The 16,917-nt window shown below is 63.6% G+C and carries 12 protein-coding genes; 5 read left to right on the plus strand and 7 right to left on the minus strand.

Annotated elements, in window-relative coordinates:
- Positions 1-183 precede the first annotated feature (183 nt).
- On the plus strand, positions 184-1,206 hold the full coding sequence (locus tag ABCV34_RS07410; RefSeq protein WP_345798562.1) for a LacI family DNA-binding transcriptional regulator: 1,023 nt from the start codon (positions 184-186) through the stop codon (positions 1,204-1,206).
- Between the two features lie 118 nt (positions 1,207-1,324).
- On the opposite strand, the gene ABCV34_RS07415 is transcribed toward ABCV34_RS07410, so the two are convergent.
- A complete protein-coding gene (locus ABCV34_RS07415) occupies positions 1,325-2,608 on the minus strand; it encodes an aspartate aminotransferase family protein (protein ID WP_345798731.1) in 1,284 nt (427 codons plus the stop codon).
- A gap of 215 nt (positions 2,609-2,823) precedes the next feature.
- On the opposite strand from ABCV34_RS07415, the gene ABCV34_RS07420 reads away from it, so the two are divergent.
- Positions 2,824-4,263, plus strand: coding sequence for a PLP-dependent aminotransferase family protein (locus ABCV34_RS07420; RefSeq protein ID WP_345798563.1), 1,440 nt, complete (start codon positions 2,824-2,826; stop codon positions 4,261-4,263).
- On the opposite strand, the gene ABCV34_RS07425 is transcribed toward ABCV34_RS07420, so the two are convergent.
- Complete coding sequence (locus ABCV34_RS07425; protein ID WP_345798564.1) at positions 4,225-5,181, minus strand: LysR family transcriptional regulator; 957 nt, start codon at positions 5,179-5,181, stop codon at positions 4,225-4,227. The genes ABCV34_RS07420 and ABCV34_RS07425 overlap by 39 nt on opposite strands.
- 124 nt (positions 5,182-5,305) lie before the next feature.
- Here ABCV34_RS07425 and ABCV34_RS07430 point away from each other — a divergent pair, with 124 nt between their 5' ends.
- On the plus strand, positions 5,306-6,817 hold the full coding sequence (locus ABCV34_RS07430) for a CoA-acylating methylmalonate-semialdehyde dehydrogenase (RefSeq protein WP_345798565.1): 1,512 nt from the start codon (positions 5,306-5,308) through the stop codon (positions 6,815-6,817).
- 160 nt (positions 6,818-6,977) lie between these two features.
- Complete coding sequence (locus ABCV34_RS07435) at positions 6,978-9,725, plus strand: pitrilysin family protein (protein WP_345798566.1); 2,748 nt, start codon at positions 6,978-6,980, stop codon at positions 9,723-9,725.
- Positions 9,726-9,791: 66 nt separating this feature from the next.
- Here the strand turns inward: ABCV34_RS07435 and dnaJ are convergent, their stop codons facing one another.
- The 5 genes from dnaJ to hrcA form a co-directional block, all read right to left on the minus strand.
- Positions 9,792-10,922, minus strand: coding sequence for a molecular chaperone DnaJ (gene dnaJ, locus ABCV34_RS07440; RefSeq protein WP_345798567.1), 1,131 nt, complete (start codon positions 10,920-10,922; stop codon positions 9,792-9,794).
- A 146-nt stretch (positions 10,923-11,068) separates the two neighbouring features.
- On the minus strand, positions 11,069-12,991 hold the full coding sequence (gene dnaK / locus ABCV34_RS07445; protein ID WP_345798568.1) for a molecular chaperone DnaK: 1,923 nt from the start codon (positions 12,989-12,991) through the stop codon (positions 11,069-11,071).
- Between the two features lie 144 nt (positions 12,992-13,135).
- A complete protein-coding gene (gene grpE / locus ABCV34_RS07450) occupies positions 13,136-13,720 on the minus strand; it encodes a nucleotide exchange factor GrpE (RefSeq protein ID WP_345798569.1) in 585 nt (194 codons plus the stop codon).
- Between the two features lie 88 nt (positions 13,721-13,808).
- On the minus strand, positions 13,809-14,855 hold the full coding sequence (gene hemH / locus ABCV34_RS07455) for a ferrochelatase (RefSeq protein WP_345798570.1): 1,047 nt from the start codon (positions 14,853-14,855) through the stop codon (positions 13,809-13,811).
- 11 nt (positions 14,856-14,866) lie between these two features.
- Entirely contained in the window at positions 14,867-15,880 is a 1,014-nt protein-coding gene (hrcA, locus tag ABCV34_RS07460; RefSeq protein ID WP_345798571.1) for a heat-inducible transcriptional repressor HrcA, read from the minus strand.
- Between the two features lie 119 nt (positions 15,881-15,999).
- Here hrcA and ABCV34_RS07465 point away from each other — a divergent pair, with 119 nt between their 5' ends.
- Positions 16,000-16,911 carry an NAD kinase gene (locus tag ABCV34_RS07465; RefSeq protein WP_345798572.1) on the plus strand — a complete coding sequence of 304 codons (912 nt, stop codon included), beginning with the start codon at positions 16,000-16,002 and terminating at the stop codon, positions 16,909-16,911.
- The last annotated feature ends 6 nt before the right edge of the window (positions 16,912-16,917 follow it).

The following is a 16,917-nucleotide window of genomic DNA, read 5'->3' on the forward strand; positions in this document are numbered from 1 at the left end:
ACAGCTCCTTCTATTTCAACATTTTTGAAGCGCTTCAACTCTAATTTTTTAAAAACAGCAATTACAATGCTGTTGGGAGGGGTGATTAATAAAATGAAACGTTTCAAATTTGTGTGAGGGCAGGTTACCATAGGCCGCTCAGACACTGTCAATGAGTAAACACCCGATGTTTTTAGGTACTCCATGACATACAGCAGACCCACTCTAGCCGATGTCGCTCGCCTGGCGGGTGTATCGCTGGGTAGCGCTTCCCGAGCACTTTCCGTGCCCGACCGCGTCAAACCCAAGACACTCGAAGCTGTGAACAATGCGGTTGCCCAACTGGGTTATATCCGCGATGGTGCGGCTCGCGCCCTGGCCTCGCGACGCAGCCAGACTATCGCTGCCGTATACCCCACACTCAACAACCCCATCTTCGCCCACTCGACCCACTCCATTCAGCAGGCACTTTGGGCCCAAGGCTACCAGCTGCTTATTGTCAGCCACGAATATCACATTGAAACCGAGGCCTCTCTCATCCGCGCCATCCTCGAAAAGGGCGTAGACGGCATCATCATGGTAGGGACAGACCATGAAGACGCAGTCTTCAGCCTGCTGCGCCAGTACAAACTACCCTATGTACTCACCTGGTCCGTGGATGGCAGCCAACACCCCTATTGCGTTGGCATCTCGAACTTCGACGCAGCCTACAAGCTTGCCAAGCTAGCACTGGAAAAAGGCCATACGCATCTGGGCATTTGCGGTGGCACGATCATCGGCAACGAACGCGCTCGCTACCGACGAGCAGGCATCCTGGCCGCCGTACACGAAGCCGGGCTCGCGATTCCCGAGGACTGGATCATCGAGTACCCCTTTTCTTACGAGGGGGGGCGCCAGGCCATCCGTCAAATCTGGCGGATGTCACCCCGTCCTACGGTTATTCTGTTCGGCACCGACCTGCAGGCCATGGGCGCCTTGCACGAGTGCCGCCGCTTGGGCATCAAAGTACCCGAAGAGATATCGCTCATCGGCTTTGACGGCCTCGAAGAGGCAGCCATGATGCAGCCCGAACTCACCACCATCCGCATTCCGGATAGCGATATTGGCGCTCGGGCTGCTCACATCATCGTGGATCTGCTGGCTGGCAGGCCCGTCCCGCCACAAGAGCCGCTACAACCTACCCTTGTCCCCGGCGCAAGCCTCGGGGCGCCGCCTGCCCCCCGCTGAAAAATCGACTGGCCCTCGCGCCTCCCTGCCGATCAGATGGAAAATTCAGTACCACGATCTTCCCGTGATTTCATCGACACCCGAGCTCGTCACAAAAATAGTGCCCAGCTTGCCCTCGTTACTCCACGGTCTTCAGCACTGCGGCGATGGTTTCGAAAATCCGTGCAATCTGTTCCTCGCTGATAATCAGCGGAGGCGAAACCGCGATGATGTCACCGGTATAGCGTACCAGCACACCTTGATCGAAGCACTTGCTGAAGACTTCCGCGGCGCGCGCCCCCGGCGCGCCTTCACGCGGGGTCAGCTCGATGCCGGCCACCAGCCCCAGATTGCGGACGTCGATCACATGGCGCGCGCCCTTCAGCCCGTGCGCTGCGTTTTCGAACGGCACGGAAAGGTCATGCGCCCGCTTGAAGAGCTGTTCGTCGCGGTAGATCCCCAGCGTGGCCCGGATGGCGGCCGTCGCCAGCGGATGCGCGGAATAGGTATAGCCATGGAAGAATTCAATACCGCTGGCGCTGGCGTCGATGATCGTGTCATGGACGGAACGGCGCACGGCCACGGCGCCCGCCGGCACCGCCGCGTTGCTGATACCCTTGGCCATAGTGATCAGGTCCGGCGTCACGCCGAAGAAGTCGCTGGCGGTCGCCGCCCCCAGCCGGCCGAAGCCGGTGATGACCTCGTCGAAAATCAGCAAAATGCCGTGTTTTTCGGTGATGGCACGCAGTTTTTCCAGATATCCCTTGGGTGGCAGCAGCACCCCGGTGGATCCCGCCAGGGGTTCGACGATGACGGCCGCGATCGTCGAGGCATCATGCAGCGCAATGATGCTTTCCAGGGCGTCGGCAAAATGCGCCCCCCAGGCGGGCTGGCCGCGAGACCAGGCATTGTGGGCCAGATCGTGCGTATGCGGCAGATGATCCACACCCGGCAGCAACACCCCGGAAAACGCCTTGCGGTTGGACGAGATCCCCCCCACCGAAATACCTCCGAATCCGACTCCGTGATAGCCGCGCTCGCGCCCGATCAGGCGGGTGCGCTGCCCTTCGCCGCGCGCCCGGTGATAGGCAACTGCGATCTTGAGCGCCGTATCGACGGATTCCGACCCGGAATTCGTGAAGAAGATGCGATCCAGCCCCTTGGGCATCAGGGCGGCGACTTCCGTGGCGGCGTGAAAGGAGTCCTCGTGGCCGATCTGGAAGCTGGGCGCATAGTCCAGCTGGGTGGCCTGGCGATGAATGGCATCGATGATGGGCTGGCGTGCATGCCCCGCATTGACGCACCACAGGCCGGACGTGCCATCCAGCACCGAATGGCCATCCGCCGCCGTGTAGTGCATGTCCTTGGCCCCGGTCAGCAGCCTGGGGTGCGCCTTGAACTGGCGGTTGGCGGTGAACGGCATCCACAAATTGGACAGATCCATCGTGTTCGTGACTTCGGTGTGCATGGCAGCCTCTCGATGCGGGGAAATGCGGTTGATTCATTCTGGGCTGCCCATTGCCCGAGATACATACACGGTGACAGGATGGCCGGATAACTGTATTGTTTAAATTCAAACAACTGTACTGACCGACAGAGGAATCGACGCATGCATCAAAGCCTCCTGCCAAGATCGACATGATCCTGTTCGAACCGGATCGCGATCGAAAGCGGGCGCCCAGCCTGGTGGATCAGGCCGTGGAGGCGCTGGAACACGCCATCCGCGACCGGGTGCTGCGCCCGGGGATGGCACTCCCCTCGGTTAGGCGATTTGCCCAGGACCACGGGCTCAGCACCTTCACTGTCATGGCCGCCTACAACCGGCTGGTGGCCCAGGGGGTGCTGCAATCCCGGCCCGGTGCGAATTTCCGTGTCGCCCGCCCCAGACAGGTTCCGGCGTCGTCCGTCCCGGACTGGGTGGTCCCGCGGATCGGCTCATCCTGGCTGCTGGCGGACGTCTTTGCCGATCATTCGATTTCCATCAAGGCCGGATGCGGCTGGCTGCCGCCCGACTGGCATGACGAGACCGGCCTGCCGCATGCCTTGCGCCAGATGAGCCGTGTGCCGGTCAGCCAGATGTCATCCTACGGACATCCACTCGGCTATTACCCCTTGCGCGAGCATATTGCCCACCACCTGCTGGAATACGGGCTGGAGGTCGAGCCGAATCAGGTCCTGCTGACCCATGGCGCAACCCAGGCGCTGGACATCGTGGTGCGAACCATTCTGCGCCCTGGCGACCACGTCGCCGTCGAAGCCCCCTGCTACGCCAATCTGCTGCAGATCCTGGCCCTGAACCACATCGTCGTGCATGCCGTGCCCCGCACGCGCGAAGGCATCTGCGAGCAGACCCTGGAAGACCTGGCCAGCCGGCACCCTATCCGGGCCATGTTCGTCACCACCGTCCTGCAGAACCCCACGGGCGCCACATTCACCATGGCTGGCGCATTCCGCCTGCTGCAACTGGCCGAGCGCCATTCCATCCTTGTTGTCGAGGACGACGTATCGCGCGACCTGCTGTCGGAACCGGCCCCGCTGCTGGCGGCCCTGGCCGGCACGAGCCGCGTGATCTACGTGTCGGGCTTCGCCAAAAGCGTCATGCCCTCCACCCGCGTCGGCTACCTGACCTGCGCCAAGGCACTGTTGGAGCAATGCGCCCGCACCAAGATGTCGTTGGGCCTGACCTCGGCCGAAGTGATGGAACGCATCGTCCATCACGTCCTGCGCGACGGCCGCCATGCGACCTATCTGCGCGGTATCCGCGAACGCCTGCATCGGGCCCACGATCAGGTCACTGCCGCCATGCACGAGCACGGATTCGAAATCTGGGACGAGCCCGGCGCAGGCCTGTTCCTGTGGGCCCGGCCCCGACAGCCCTTCCCGGGCACGGACGGCATGATCGGCCTGGCGGCGCGGGCGCTGAAAGCCGGCATCTGGCTAGCGCCCGGCAGCTACTTCGATCCGGCGGGACACGAGGACGGCTGGCTGCGCTTCAATGTGACCTACTCGGGGCACCCGCGCCTATGGCGTTTCTTCGAATCAGAGCGCACGCCCGGGCCTGTGGTCGAACCCCTGTGAAAAGACTTCCAGCAGGTAATCCAGCAGGACCCGCACGTTTCTCGGCGCCTGGCTGGCATACGGCCGCAGGGCGAAAATCGTGCGCCCGAACGTGCTGACCGGACACCACTGAGGCAGGATTTCAACCAATTCCCCATCCTGGACCGCACGTTGCGCGGAAAAGTCGGGTAGCAGCGCCACCCCAGCCCCCGCGCAGGCCATGTCGCGCAGCACCTCGCTATTGTTCGCCACGAAACAGGGCTGGACCCGAACCGTCACCTGACTGTCCAACGATCCGGCATCCATGCGTTCAAAGACCCAGTTCGCCACGCCATGCTGACGCGGGTAATGCAGATGCCGATGATCCCCGAGCTGCCAGGGATCCTGGGGCGTGCCGTACTGCGCCAGATAGCCGGGACTGGCCACCAGCAGGGTGCGCGTCTGGCACAGGACCCGCGCCACGTAGGTATCCGGGGGAACTTCGACGTGGCGCAGGGCCAGGTCGAAGCCCTCGGAAGCCAGGGATACCAGCCCATCGCGCATGTCGAGTTCAAGCCGGATCTTCGGGTAGCGCCGCAGGAATTCCGGCAGGCAGGCGACGAGCTGCTGGCGGGCAAAGGCCACGGGCGCCGTGATGCGCAACAAGCCACTGGGCACTACCGAAAGATCCTGGACATCGGCAAAGCTGGACGCGATGTGCGCGTAGGCATCCCGCGTATCGTCGACCAGGCGCTGGCCGGCCTCGGTCAGGCGGACGGAGCGTGTCGTGCGCTGAATCAACGGCACACCGGCCGCCAGCTCCAGTTCGGCCATACGCTGGCTCATGGCGGCCTTGCTGACCGACAACCGCCGGGCCGCCGCCGTAAAACTGCCTTGCTGAGCCAGCACGGTCAACCAGTGAATATGCGGCCAGAGCCGATCGACATTTTTTGGATCCATCCGGTCATTGTTCACGAAATCAAACAATGATTCCAGCTTTTCGATCTATGCGAGCCGCAATGCCGTTCCTACACTGAGCCGACATCGCATTTCACTCACCCCATCACTTTCTCCGGAGATTCTCATGCAAGCCTACACGGACACGGCGGACGTCGGTCACTTCATCAATGGGCGCCGCACACCGGGCCTGGGCACCCACACCCAAGCCATCCACAATCCGGCCACCGGAGAAATCACGCGCCAGTTGCGACTGGCCAGCCCGGAGGACCTGGAAGCCGCCGTGCGCTCCGCGGCCGCCGCCTTTCCCGCCTGGTCCAATACCCCAGCATCGCGCCGGGCCCGAGTCATGTTCCGGTTTCTGGAGCTGATGAACACCCATAGTGAAGAACTCGCGGCCATCATCACGGCGGAACACGGCAAGGTATTCAGCGACGCTATGGGTGAACTGGCCCGGGGCATCGACATCATCGAATTTGCCTGCGGCATCCCCCAATTGTTGAAAGGAGACTACACCGAGCAGGTCGCCACAGGTCTGGACAACTGGACCCTGCGCCAGCCCCTGGGTGTGGTGGCGGGCATCACGCCGTTCAACTTCCCGGCCATGGTGCCCTGCTGGATGTTTCCGCTGGCGATCGCGGCGGGCAACTGCTTTATCCTCAAGCCCAGCGAGCGCGACCCTTCCGTATCCCTGCGCATCGCCGAACTGTTGAGCGAGGCCGGTCTGCCCGACGGCGTCTTCAATGTGATCCAGGGCGACAAGCAAGCCGTCGAGGCGCTGCTGAGTCATCCCGAGGTCCAGGCGATCAGCTTCGTGGGTTCCACCCCGATCGCCCGCTCGATCTACGAACGGGGCGCGCACCACGGCAAGCGGGTACAGGCCCTGGGCGGCGCCAAGAATCACATGGTGATCATGCCCGACGCCGATCTGGATCAGGCCGTCAACGCCCTGATCGGCTCCGCCTACGGCGCTGCGGGCGAGCGCTGCATGGCGGTGTCGGTCGCCGTCCTGGTGGGCGACGCCGCCGACCGCATCATGCCCTTGCTGGCCGAACGCACCCGAAACTTGAAGATTTCCCACGGCATGGATGCCGAGGCCGAGATGGGTCCCGTGATTACCCGGGATGCCCTGCAGCGTATCCACAACTACCTGGACATCGGCGTCAGCGAAGGCGCTCAGCTTGTTCTCGACGGGCGTGGCCTCACGGTTCCCGGACACGAGGAAGGCTTCTTCGTCGGCGGCTGCCTGTTCGACCACGTCACGCCGTCGATGCGGATCTATCGGGAAGAAATCTTCGGCCCGGTGCTGTCCTGCGTGCGCGCGCCCGACATCGACTCGGCCATCCGCATCATCAATGAACACAGTTTCGGCAACGGCGTCGCCTGCTTCACGCGGGACGGCCACGCCGCCCGGGAATTCGCCCGCCGCATCCAGGTCGGCATGGTCGGCATCAACGTGCCCATCCCCGTGCCGATGGCCTGGCACGGTTTTGGCGGCTGGAAGAACAGCCTGTTCGGCGACATGAACGTCTATGGCGAGGAAGGCGTGCGGTTCTATACCCGCCAGAAATCCGTGATGCAGCGCTGGCCGGACAGCGAGGTCAAGGGGACGGAATTCGCCTTCCCGACACACGGCTGATCGGCATGCTGTAGGAGCCGCTGCAGCGCCCCATGCAGCGGAGTCCGCGCTACCATCCCGCTCCCAGGGGGGATCAACAAATCCGTCGTTCCGCCAGACGCCACCCTATTTGCAGTACTGTTATGGGCGATGACCCTTTACCCACGGGCTGCGACTCTACATGAAACGACTGAAATCCTTCCTTTCCCTGCTGGTACTGTTCCTGCCCCTGGCGATCGCTACGCCTTGCCTTGCACAGGCCAAGACACCCCCCGGCATCACGCCGGTGGTCATGATCGAAGGCATCGCGGAATACCACCTGGCCAACGGCCTGCAGGTGCTGCTCGCCCCTGATGATTCCCGCGCCCAGACGACCGTGAACATGAGCTACAAGGTCGGCTCACGCAACGAGGGCGCCGGCGAGACCGGCATGGCGCACCTGCTGGAACACCTGCTGTTCCGCGGCAGCCCGAAACACCCCGACGCGTTGGCCGAATTTTCCCGGCGCGGCCTGGCCGCCAACGGATCCACTTCGACCGACCTGACCAACTACTACGCCACGTTCTCCAGCAACCCGGACACCTTGCGCTGGTATCTGTCCTGGCAGGCCGATGCCATGCTGAATTCCCGCATCAGCCGCGCCGATCTGGATGCGGAAATGCCCGTGGTGCGCAATGAAATGGAGCGTGGCGAAAACAGCCCATTCAGCATGCTGCTGCAGCAGACCGACGCCGCCGCCTATGTCTGGCATCCCTATGGCCGCAGTGTCATCGGCGCGCGATCCGACGTGGAACACGTCGACGTGGCGCAGCTGCAGGCGTTCTACCACCGCTACTATCAGCCGGACAATGCCGTCCTGATCGTGACGGGCCGCTTCGACACGCAACAGGTGCTGCAGTGGATCGCCCAGGACTTTGGCCCCATGGTCAGGCCGACCCGCGTGCTGCCACCGGAATACACGGTCGAGCCGGTCCAGCAAGGCGCGCGCGCCACCACCCTGCGCCGCATCGGCGGCAGCCCGATCGCGATCGCGCAGTATCACTTCCCGGAAGCGACCAGCGACGTCTTCACGGCGCTGTCGATGGGCACCGACATGCTGGCGGATACGCCGGCCGGACCACTCTATCAGTCTTTGGTAAAAAGTGGCCAGGCCAGCAGCGTCTTCGGCTTTGCGCGGGCCATGCAGCAGCCCGGTTACGCGGTGTTTGGCGCCCAGCTGCAGCCGGATGCCGACCCTCAGGCAGCCCTGAAGATACTGGAACAGACCCTGGAATCCGGCGGGATCGATCAGCTGGATCAGACCGCCCTGGACCGCAACCGGACCGCCTGGCTGAACCAGTGGAAACAGATCTACAACCAGCCCGCCAGCCTGGCCGACGCCCTGTCCAACGCGGTATCCAGAGGCGACTGGCGGCTGTTGTTCATCGAACCATTGCGTGTGCGCGCCCTGACGCTCGATTCGATCCGTACGGAATTGAAAACCTGGCTGCTGCCCAGCAACCGCACCAGCGGCCTGTACCTGCCGACCCCCGATCCAAAGTATGCACCGGCCGCCCCCGCCGCGGACCTGAAGCCCTGGATCGAGCAACTGAAGACCGGGACGACCCGCCCCACCGTGGCGACCTTCGATACCGATCCCCAGGCGATCGACGCCACCACGCAGCGCAGCGCCCTGACGCTGCCCAACGGGACCGTGTCGATGGCATTGCTGCCCAAGGCGACCCCGGGCGACCAGGTGCATGGTTTCCTGCGCCTGCACTTCGGCTCGGTCGAGCAGATGAAAGGCCTCGGCCTGGTGCCGTCGATGACCGCCGCGATGCTGCTACGGGGCACCGACGATATGTCGCGCCAGCAGATCGAGGATCGGCTCAATGCCCTGGACTCCGAACTGGCCTTCAACGACGAAGGCAACACCTTGACCGTCTCGCTGCGCAGTTCCCGCGAACACCTGCCGGAACTGCTGAAGCTGGTCTTCCACCTGCTACGCCACCCGTCGTTCCCCGCGACGGAACTGGCGGAGATCCAGCGCAGTCTGACTACCAACATCGAAAACGAAGCCGTCAGCCCGTCGTATCTGGTGCGCAATGCGCTGCAACGCCACGGACAGCCCTGGAAACCGGAGGACATCCGCTATACGCCCACAGCCCAGGAAATGCTGGCACAGACGAAAACGCTGACGCGGGATCAGCTGCTGAAATTCCACGACCGCTTCTACGGCGCGGGCGGCATGACGGTTTCGCTGGTCGGCGACTTCGACCCGAAAGCACTCCAGGACACCCTGCGCGACGCGCTGTCAGGCTGGCACCAGGCGCCAGCCTACGTCCGGATTCCTGACCCCTGGTATGCGGTGGCGCCCAAGACCTTCGAGATTCCAGCCCCAGGCAAGGCCAACGCCAACTACCTGGCCACCCTGCCGCTGAAACTGCAGGATACGGACCCGCGCTGGCCCGCCCTGATGCTGGCCAATTACCTGCTGGGAGGGTCCGAGGATTCCCGCCTATGGCAAAGCATCCGCGTCAAGCAGGGCCTGTCCTATGGGGTCGGCAGCAATCTACGGGCATCGGCCTTCGAGCCGTCCGGCGCCTGGACGCTGTTTGCCACCATGGCATCGCAGAACGCCCAGACGCTGCAACAGGCGATGCGCGCCACCCTCGATGCCACGCTGAAATCCGGCTTCACACAGCAGGATGTCGATCAGGGCGTGACGTCCCTGGTGAATTACCTGCAGTTGGGCCGGTCCAGCGACACCTGGCTGGCCGACCGCTGGCTGGATTACCTGGAAACCGGGCGTAGCTTCGCCTGGCAGCAGCACATCATCGACCAGCTGAAGGCACTGAAGGCGGATCAGGTGAACGATGCCATGCGGACCTTGCTCAAGCCCGACGACCTGAGCATCGCGGTGGCGGCCGATTCGCATCCGAAACATTAGACGGAAAAGCCCCGCCACCGGGTCATCCGGAGGCGGGGCTTCCAAGAAAGCCGTTCAGCGAACGATTCAGGAAAAGAAGCTCTTCACCTTGTCCGTCCAGGACTCGCTTTTGGGCGAATGGCGGTCGCCGCCGCTGGTCAAGGATGTCTCGAACTGACGCAGCAGGGCTTTCTGTTCGTCATTCAGACGCACCGGCGTTTCCACGGCGACGTGACAGTACAGGTCGCCGGGATAGCTGGACCGGATCCCCTTGATGCCCTTGCCACGCAGGCGGAAGGTCTTGCCCGTCTGGGTGCCTTCGGGGATGGTGATCTCGCCGCGCCCTGAGAGCGTAGGCACTTCCAGGGTGCCGCCCAATGCCGCCTTGGTGAAGGGGATGGTCAGTTCGCAGTGCAGATCCTCGCCGTCGCGCTGGAAGATGCCATGCGGCTTGATGCGGATTTCGACGAACAGGTCGCCCGGAGGCCCACCGTTGACGCCAGGTTCACCGTTGCCGGACGACCGGATGCGCATGCCGTCGTCGATCCCCGCCGGGATCTTGACCTGCAGGGTCTTGTTCTTGCGGATGCGGCCCACCCCGTCGCATTCCGCGCAAGGGTTGGGAATTTCCTTGCCGCTGCCGTGACAGGTCGGGCAGGTCTGCTGCACGCTGAAAAAGCCCTGCTGCATGCGCACCGCGCCGCTGCCGCCGCAAGTGTGGCAGGTATGTGGAGTGGTGCCCGGCTTGGCCCCGGAACCATGACAGGTGTCGCAGGTTTCCCAACTGGGGATACGGATTTCCGTATCGAAGCCGCTGGCCGCCTGCTCCAGGCTGATTTCCAGGTTGTACTTCAGATCGGCGCCGCGATAGACCTGCGGCCCGCCACCGCCCCGACGGCCACCCGCGCCACCGAAGATCTCGCCAAAGATGTCGCCAAAGGCATCAGCAAAACCGCCCGCCCCGCCCATGCCGGCACCGGCCGCTGCATTGGGATCCACGCCCGCATGACCGAACCGGTCATAGGCCGCGCGCTTTTCGGCGTCGGACAGCATCTCGTAGGCTTCCTTCGCCTCTTTGAACTTGTCCTCCGCTTCCTTGCTGTCCGGGTTGCGGTCCGGATGGTATTTCATGGCCAGCTTGCGGTAGGCCTTGCGGATGTCGTCATCCGAGGCGTTCTTGGCGACCCCCAGGATTTCGTAAAAATCTCGTTTTGCCATAGATGTCGATTGCCTGCGCTATGCGCTGCTCATTGAAGGACACAAGCCCGGACCGGCGAAAACGCCAGGGCCGGGCATCTGCATGCGGGTGAACCGCCATGATCCGGACCGGCACGAGACCAGTCCGGACACAGGCGGATCCACGATCAGTCGCGCTTCACTTCCTTGAAGTCGGCATCGACGACATTGTCGTCGGCCGGCTTCGCGCCATCCGCCGCAGCGGCGCCTTCGGCAGCTGCCTTGGCCTGCATGTCGGCATACATCTTTTCGCCCAACTTCTGCGATGCCGTGGACAGGGCTTCGACCTTGGCGTCGATGGCGGCCTTGTCGTCGCCCTTGACGGCTTCTTCCAGGTCCTTGATCGCCGACTCGATGGCGTCCTTTTCGGCCGCCTCGAGCTTGTCGCCGTATTCCGTCAGGGACTTGCGCGTGGCATGGACCAGACCGTCGGCCTGGTTGCGCGATTGTGCCAGTTCGGCAACGCGGTGATCTTCCTCGGCATTGGCCTCGGCGTCCTTCACCATGCGCTCGATCTCGTCCTCGGTCAGCCCGGAGCTGGCCTTGATCGTGATCTTGTTTTCCTTGCCGGTGCCCTTGTCCTTGGCCGACACATGCAGGATGCCGTTGGCGTCGATGTCGAACGTGACCTCGATCTGCGGCAGGCCGCGCGGCGCGGGCGGGATACCTTCCAGGTTGAATTCGCCCAGCCCCTTGTTGCCGGCGGCCACTTCGCGCTCGCCCTGGAAGACCTTGATCGTCACGGCCGGCTGATTGTCATCGGCCGTCGAGAACACCTGCGAGAAACGCGTCGGAATCGTGGTGTTCTTCTTGATCATCTTGGTCATCACGCCGCCCATGGTTTCGATGCCCAGGGACAGCGGGGTCACGTCCAGCAACAGCACGTCCTTGCGGTCGCCCGACAGCACGGAACCCTGGATCGCGGCACCGGCGGCCACGGCCTCGTCGGGGTTCACGTCCTTGCGCGGATCACGGCCGAAGAATTCCTTGACCTTCTCCTGGACCTTGGGCATACGGGTCATGCCGCCGACCAGGATCACGTCGTCGATCTCGGAGACCTTGATGCCGGCGTCCTTGATGGCGGTGCGGCAGGGCTCGATCGTGCGTTCGATCAGGTCTTCGACCAGCGCCTCGAGCTTCGAGCGGGTGATCTTCAGATTCAGGTGCTTCGGACCGGACTGATCCGCCGTGATGTACGGCAGGTTGATTTCGGTCTGCTGCGTCGAGGAGAGTTCGATCTTGGCCTTCTCGGCGGCTTCCTTCAGGCGCTGCATGGCCAGCACGTCCTTGGACAGGTCGACGCCGGATTCCTTCTTGAATTCGTCGATGATGTAATTGATGATGCGCAGATCGAAGTCTTCGCCGCCCAGGAAGGTGTCACCGTTGGTGGACAGGACTTCGAACTGCTTTTCACCGTCCACGTCGGCGATTTCGATGATGGACACGTCGAACGTGCCGCCACCCAGGTCATACACCACGATCTTGCGGTCGCCGCGCTCGGACTTGTCCAGGCCGAAGGCCAGGGCGGCCGCGGTCGGTTCGTTGATGATGCGTTTGACTTCCAGACCCGCGATGCGGCCGGCGTCCTTGGTGGCTTGGCGTTGGCTGTCGTTGAAGTAGGCCGGCACCGTGATCACGGCTTCGGTGACTTCCTCGCCCAGGTAGTCTTCGGCGGTCTTTTTCATCTTGCGCAGGATGTCGGCCGACACCTGCGGCGGGGCGAGATTCTTGTCCTGCGCCTCGACCCAGGCGTCACCGTTGTCGGCCTTGAGGATCTTGTAGGGCATCAGATTGATGTCCTTTTGCACGGCCTTTTCGTCGAACTTGCGACCGATCAGACGCTTGACGGCGTAGATGGTGTTCTTGGGGTTGGTCACCGCCTGGCGTTTGGCCGGCGCGCCGACCAGGACCTCGCCGTCCTGCATGTAGGCCACGATGGACGGCGTGGTGCGGGCGCCTTCGGAGTTTTCAATGATCTGGACCTTGGCGCCGTCCAGCACAGCCACACAGCTGTTGGTCGTACCCAGGTCGATCCCGATGATCTTGCTCATGTTTGATCCTGTCGATATTTGAGGGAGGTGCGGGACTGACCCGCCAATGTTTCTGATGTGGGGCTGGCGGACCCGATTTCAAGACAAGGCCGGAAATTTTCCGGATGCCTGCCGACCGGGCCGCGCCATGCGGCGTCTGAGGACTCAGCCCTGCCCGGCCGATACCATCACCAGCGCCGGACGCAGCACGCGGTCCGCGATCAGATAGCCTTTTTGCAGGGTCTGGGCAACCAAGCCCTGGGCATGTTCCGAAGGTACCGTCGAAATTGCCTGATGACGATGCGGATCGAAAGTCTCGCCCGGCTGTGGTGCGATTTCCCGCATCTGGTTTCGTTCGAACGCCGTGTTGAGCTGGCGCAACGTGGCTTCGACGCCGTGCTTCCAGTCGTCCGCCGTCTGGCCTTCCTGAGCCAGCGCCGCTTCCAGGCTGTCACACACGGGAATCAGGCTTTCGGCGAAGGATTCGGTGCCGAACTTGCGGGCCTTGGCCACGTCTTCCTGGGCGCGGCGGCGTACGTTTTCGACTTCGGCGTGGGCGCGCAGCAATTGGTCGTGATATTCGGTGATCTTGGCCTGAGCCTCGGCCAGCAGCGCGGCGAGGTCCTCGCCGGATTGAGCAGCCGCGGACTCGGCGGATGCAGCGCCGGGGGCATCAGGGGTTTCGGCCGAACCCCGAGGCGCGGCGCCGGGCGCGGCTTTAGGGTCCAAGTCTTCCTGGGGTGCCGACATGGTGAATTCTCCAAAAACAGATGAATGCGAATGTTTTGTCATATGGGGGGGTGAAACGGTGATTTCAAGACCCCGATCCGAGGGCTGACTACGTCCACCCGGCCAGATTGCGGGCGATCAGGCCGGCGAATCCCCGCACCCAACCGGGATCCGCGTTCAGACAGGGGATGTAGTGGAATTCGCGCCCGCCCGCCGCCAGAAAAGCCCTGCGGCAGCCCAGATTGATCTCTTCCAGGGTTTCTAGGCAGTCCGCCAGAAACCCGGGGCAGAGCACGTCGACACGGGCCACGCCTTCGCGCCCCCAGGCTTCGAGCGTTGCCTGCGTATATGGCTGCAACCAGGGCGCGGCACCGAAGCGGCTCTGAAAACTGACGTACAGACGCTGGCCGTCAGCACCCAACCGTGTGCGCAGCGCGGCCGCCGTCCGCATGCAGTCGCGAAAATACGGGTCTCCGCGCTGCACACAGGACTGCGGCAGGCCATGGAAACTGAGCAGCAGGCGGTCCGCGGGCCCAACCTGTTCCCAATGCGTCCGGATGGACTGATGCAAGGCCTCGATGTAGGCGGAATCCTGAGGGAAGCGGTCCAGAACCCGCAGGGTCGGTTGATGGCGCAGATGCGCCAGATGGGCGTTGACCGCATCCACGGCGGTGGCCGTGGTGCTGGCGGCATACTGCGGATACAGGGGCGCCACCAGGATGCGGCCGCAGCCGGCGGCCATCAGGGCATCCAGCCGGCCGGCGATGGCGGGCTGGCCGTAGCGCATCGCCAGTTCGACCCGGACGTCCAAGCCCTGGTCCCGCAAGGTCTGCGCGACGCCCTCGGCCAGGTCCTGCCCATGCACCAGCAGCGGTGAGCCGCGTTCCAGCCAGATTTCGGCGTATTTCGGCGCGATCACCGCCGGTCTGCGGGTGAGCACGAACAGGCGCAAAATGATCTGCCACAACCAGGAGGGCAGCTCTACCACGCGCGGATCGGACAGGAATTCCGCCAGGTAGCGGCGCACAGCCGCCGGGGTGGGGGCGTCCGGCGTACCCAGGTTGACCAGCAGCACGCCCAACGGCCCGCGATCCGGCCCGGCGGCGTCGGGATCCAGAGCGCGCGGATCCGGTGTGTCGGAAATGAAACGTGTCATGAAATCAAATATCACAATGCTGCTTGGCCGAGCGCATTGGACAACATCCGCGCCGTGATGTCCACGATGGGGATGACCCGCTCGTAGGCCATGCGGCTGGGACCGATCACACCCAGCGTGCCGATGACCTGCCCGTCGACGCCATAAGGCGCCGTGATTACCGACACGTCTTCCAGCGGCACCAGGCGCGAATCGCCGCCGATGTAGATCTGCACGCCCTGCGCGTGGCTGGACACGTCCAGCAGGTGCAGCAGATCGGTCTTCTGTTCGAACAAGGCGAACAGCCGGCGCAAGCGGTCCATGTCGGCCGTCATTTCGGAGACTTCCAGCAGCTTGCCCTCGCCCGAGATCACGACCGACTCGTCCACCGTGTCCGGCGACCCGATGCCGGCGTCGACCGCCTGCTGCATCAGCCGGGTGATGTCGGATTTCAGGGAGGCCAGTTCGTCCGCCAGCGACAGACGGACCTCGTGGAAGGACTTGCCGGAGAAATGCCGGTTGAAAAAATTCGAGGCTTCCAGGAGTTCGATTTCGGTGTATTCACGTGGCACGAACAGGATGCGGTTCTGCACATCCCCGTTGGGCGTGACGATGATCAGCAGCACGCGCTTGTCCGACAGACGGATGAATTCGATGTGGCGAAACACCTGCGTGCGCTTGGGCGTGAGCACCACGCCGGCGAACTGCGACAGGTTCGACAGCAGCGAGGCCGCCGCCATCACGGCCCGCCCCGGCTCGGCCGCCGGCAGGCAGTCGGCGATCTGCAGGTTGGGGCTGAGTTCGTAGGGCCGCACGGTCAGCAGGCTATCGACGAACATGCGGTAACCACGCGGCGTGGGGATGCGCCCCGCCGACGTATGCGGGCTGTGAATCAGGCCCAGGTCTTCCAGGTCGGCCATGACGTTGCGGATCGTTGCCGGCGACAGGTCGAAGACCTTGGACAAGGTACGCGACCCTACGGGCTGGCCGTCCGCGATGTAGCGTTCCACCAGCGTTTTCAGCAATGCTTTGGCTCGATCATCCATGTCCAGTTCATCCATCGTCCGGGACAACCACGACACACCGGCACCGGCGGGTGTGCTTTCATCCCCCTATAATCGGGTACTCCTTATTATTCCATTAATTGCGCGAGGCACTGGGTTCCATGCACTTCAACACCGTGGCCCTGGTCGGCCGCTACCAGGACAGCGGCCTGGATGCGCCCCTGCGGCGCCTGGGATCGGTCCTGCAGGCGGCGGGCTGCGCCGTCCTGGTCGAAGCCGAGACGGGCCGCAACAGCGGCGTGCACGATTTCCAGCTGGCTTCCTACGCAGACATCGGGACACGCGCCGATCTGGTCATCATCATGGGCGGCGACGGTACCATGCTGGCGGCAGCCCGGCAGCTGGCGACCTTCGACGTCCCCCTGATCGGCATCAACCACGGCCGCCTGGGCTTCATCACCGACATCCCGTTGGGCAACGCCGACGAGGCCATCACCGGCATCCTGAATGGCGCCTATGTGCAGGACGAACGCACGCTGCTCGAAGGCCGCGTCATGCGCGGCGACCAGGAAATGGTCGCGGGGCTAGCCCTGAACGACGTCATCATCAACCGCGCCGGGCGCGGCGGCATGATCGAACTACGGGTCGAGTGCAATGGCGTCTTCATGCACAGCCAGCGCGCCGACGGCCTGATCATCGCCACCCCCACGGGCTCGACGGCCTATGCCCTGTCGGCTGGGGGGCCCATCCTGCACCCTCAGGTCAATGCGCTGGTGCTGGTGCCCGTCGCGCCCCAGACCCTGTCGAACCGGCCCATCACCCTGCCGGAAGACTCGCTGTTGAACATCACCATCCGTGCGCTCGGCCGGGTGGAAACGGGCGCCAGCGTGCACTTCGACATGCAGACCCTGTCCAACTGCCAGGAAGGCGACCGCATCGATGTGCGGCGCAGCCCGCACCGGGTACGCTTCCTGCACCCGCAGGGCTACAGCTATTTTTCCACCCTGCGCAGCAAACTGAACTGGAACCGGATGCTGCATCCCTGGGACGACCCCGACGACAGCCCCCGCTAAGGCCCT

It is taken from the genome of Castellaniella sp. MT123 (assembly GCF_039614765.1).
GTDB lineage: Bacteria > Pseudomonadota > Gammaproteobacteria > Burkholderiales > Burkholderiaceae_B > Castellaniella.

Coding starts and splice junctions, on each gene's coding strand:
- ABCV34_RS07410 (WP_345798562.1), top strand. CDS start 184: ATGACATACAGCAGACCCACTCTAGCCGATGTCGCTCGCCTGGCGGGT.
- ABCV34_RS07415 (WP_345798731.1), bottom strand. CDS start 2,608: ATGCCGTTCACCGCCAACCGCCAGTTCAAGGCGCACCCCAGGCTGCTG.
- ABCV34_RS07420 (WP_345798563.1), top strand. CDS start 2,824: ATGATCCTGTTCGAACCGGATCGCGATCGAAAGCGGGCGCCCAGCCTG.
- ABCV34_RS07425 (WP_345798564.1), bottom strand. CDS start 5,181: ATGGATCCAAAAAATGTCGATCGGCTCTGGCCGCATATTCACTGGTTG.
- ABCV34_RS07430 (WP_345798565.1), top strand. CDS start 5,306: ATGCAAGCCTACACGGACACGGCGGACGTCGGTCACTTCATCAATGGG.
- ABCV34_RS07435 (WP_345798566.1), top strand. CDS start 6,978: ATGAAACGACTGAAATCCTTCCTTTCCCTGCTGGTACTGTTCCTGCCC.
- dnaJ (WP_345798567.1), bottom strand. CDS start 10,922: ATGGCAAAACGAGATTTTTACGAAATCCTGGGGGTCGCCAAGAACGCC.
- dnaK (WP_345798568.1), bottom strand. CDS start 12,991: ATGAGCAAGATCATCGGGATCGACCTGGGTACGACCAACAGCTGTGTG.
- grpE (WP_345798569.1), bottom strand. CDS start 13,720: ATGTCGGCACCCCAGGAAGACTTGGACCCTAAAGCCGCGCCCGGCGCC.
- hemH (WP_345798570.1), bottom strand. CDS start 14,855: ATGACACGTTTCATTTCCGACACACCGGATCCGCGCGCTCTGGATCCC.
- hrcA (WP_345798571.1), bottom strand. CDS start 15,880: ATGGATGATCGAGCCAAAGCATTGCTGAAAACGCTGGTGGAACGCTAC.
- ABCV34_RS07465 (WP_345798572.1), top strand. CDS start 16,000: ATGCACTTCAACACCGTGGCCCTGGTCGGCCGCTACCAGGACAGCGGC.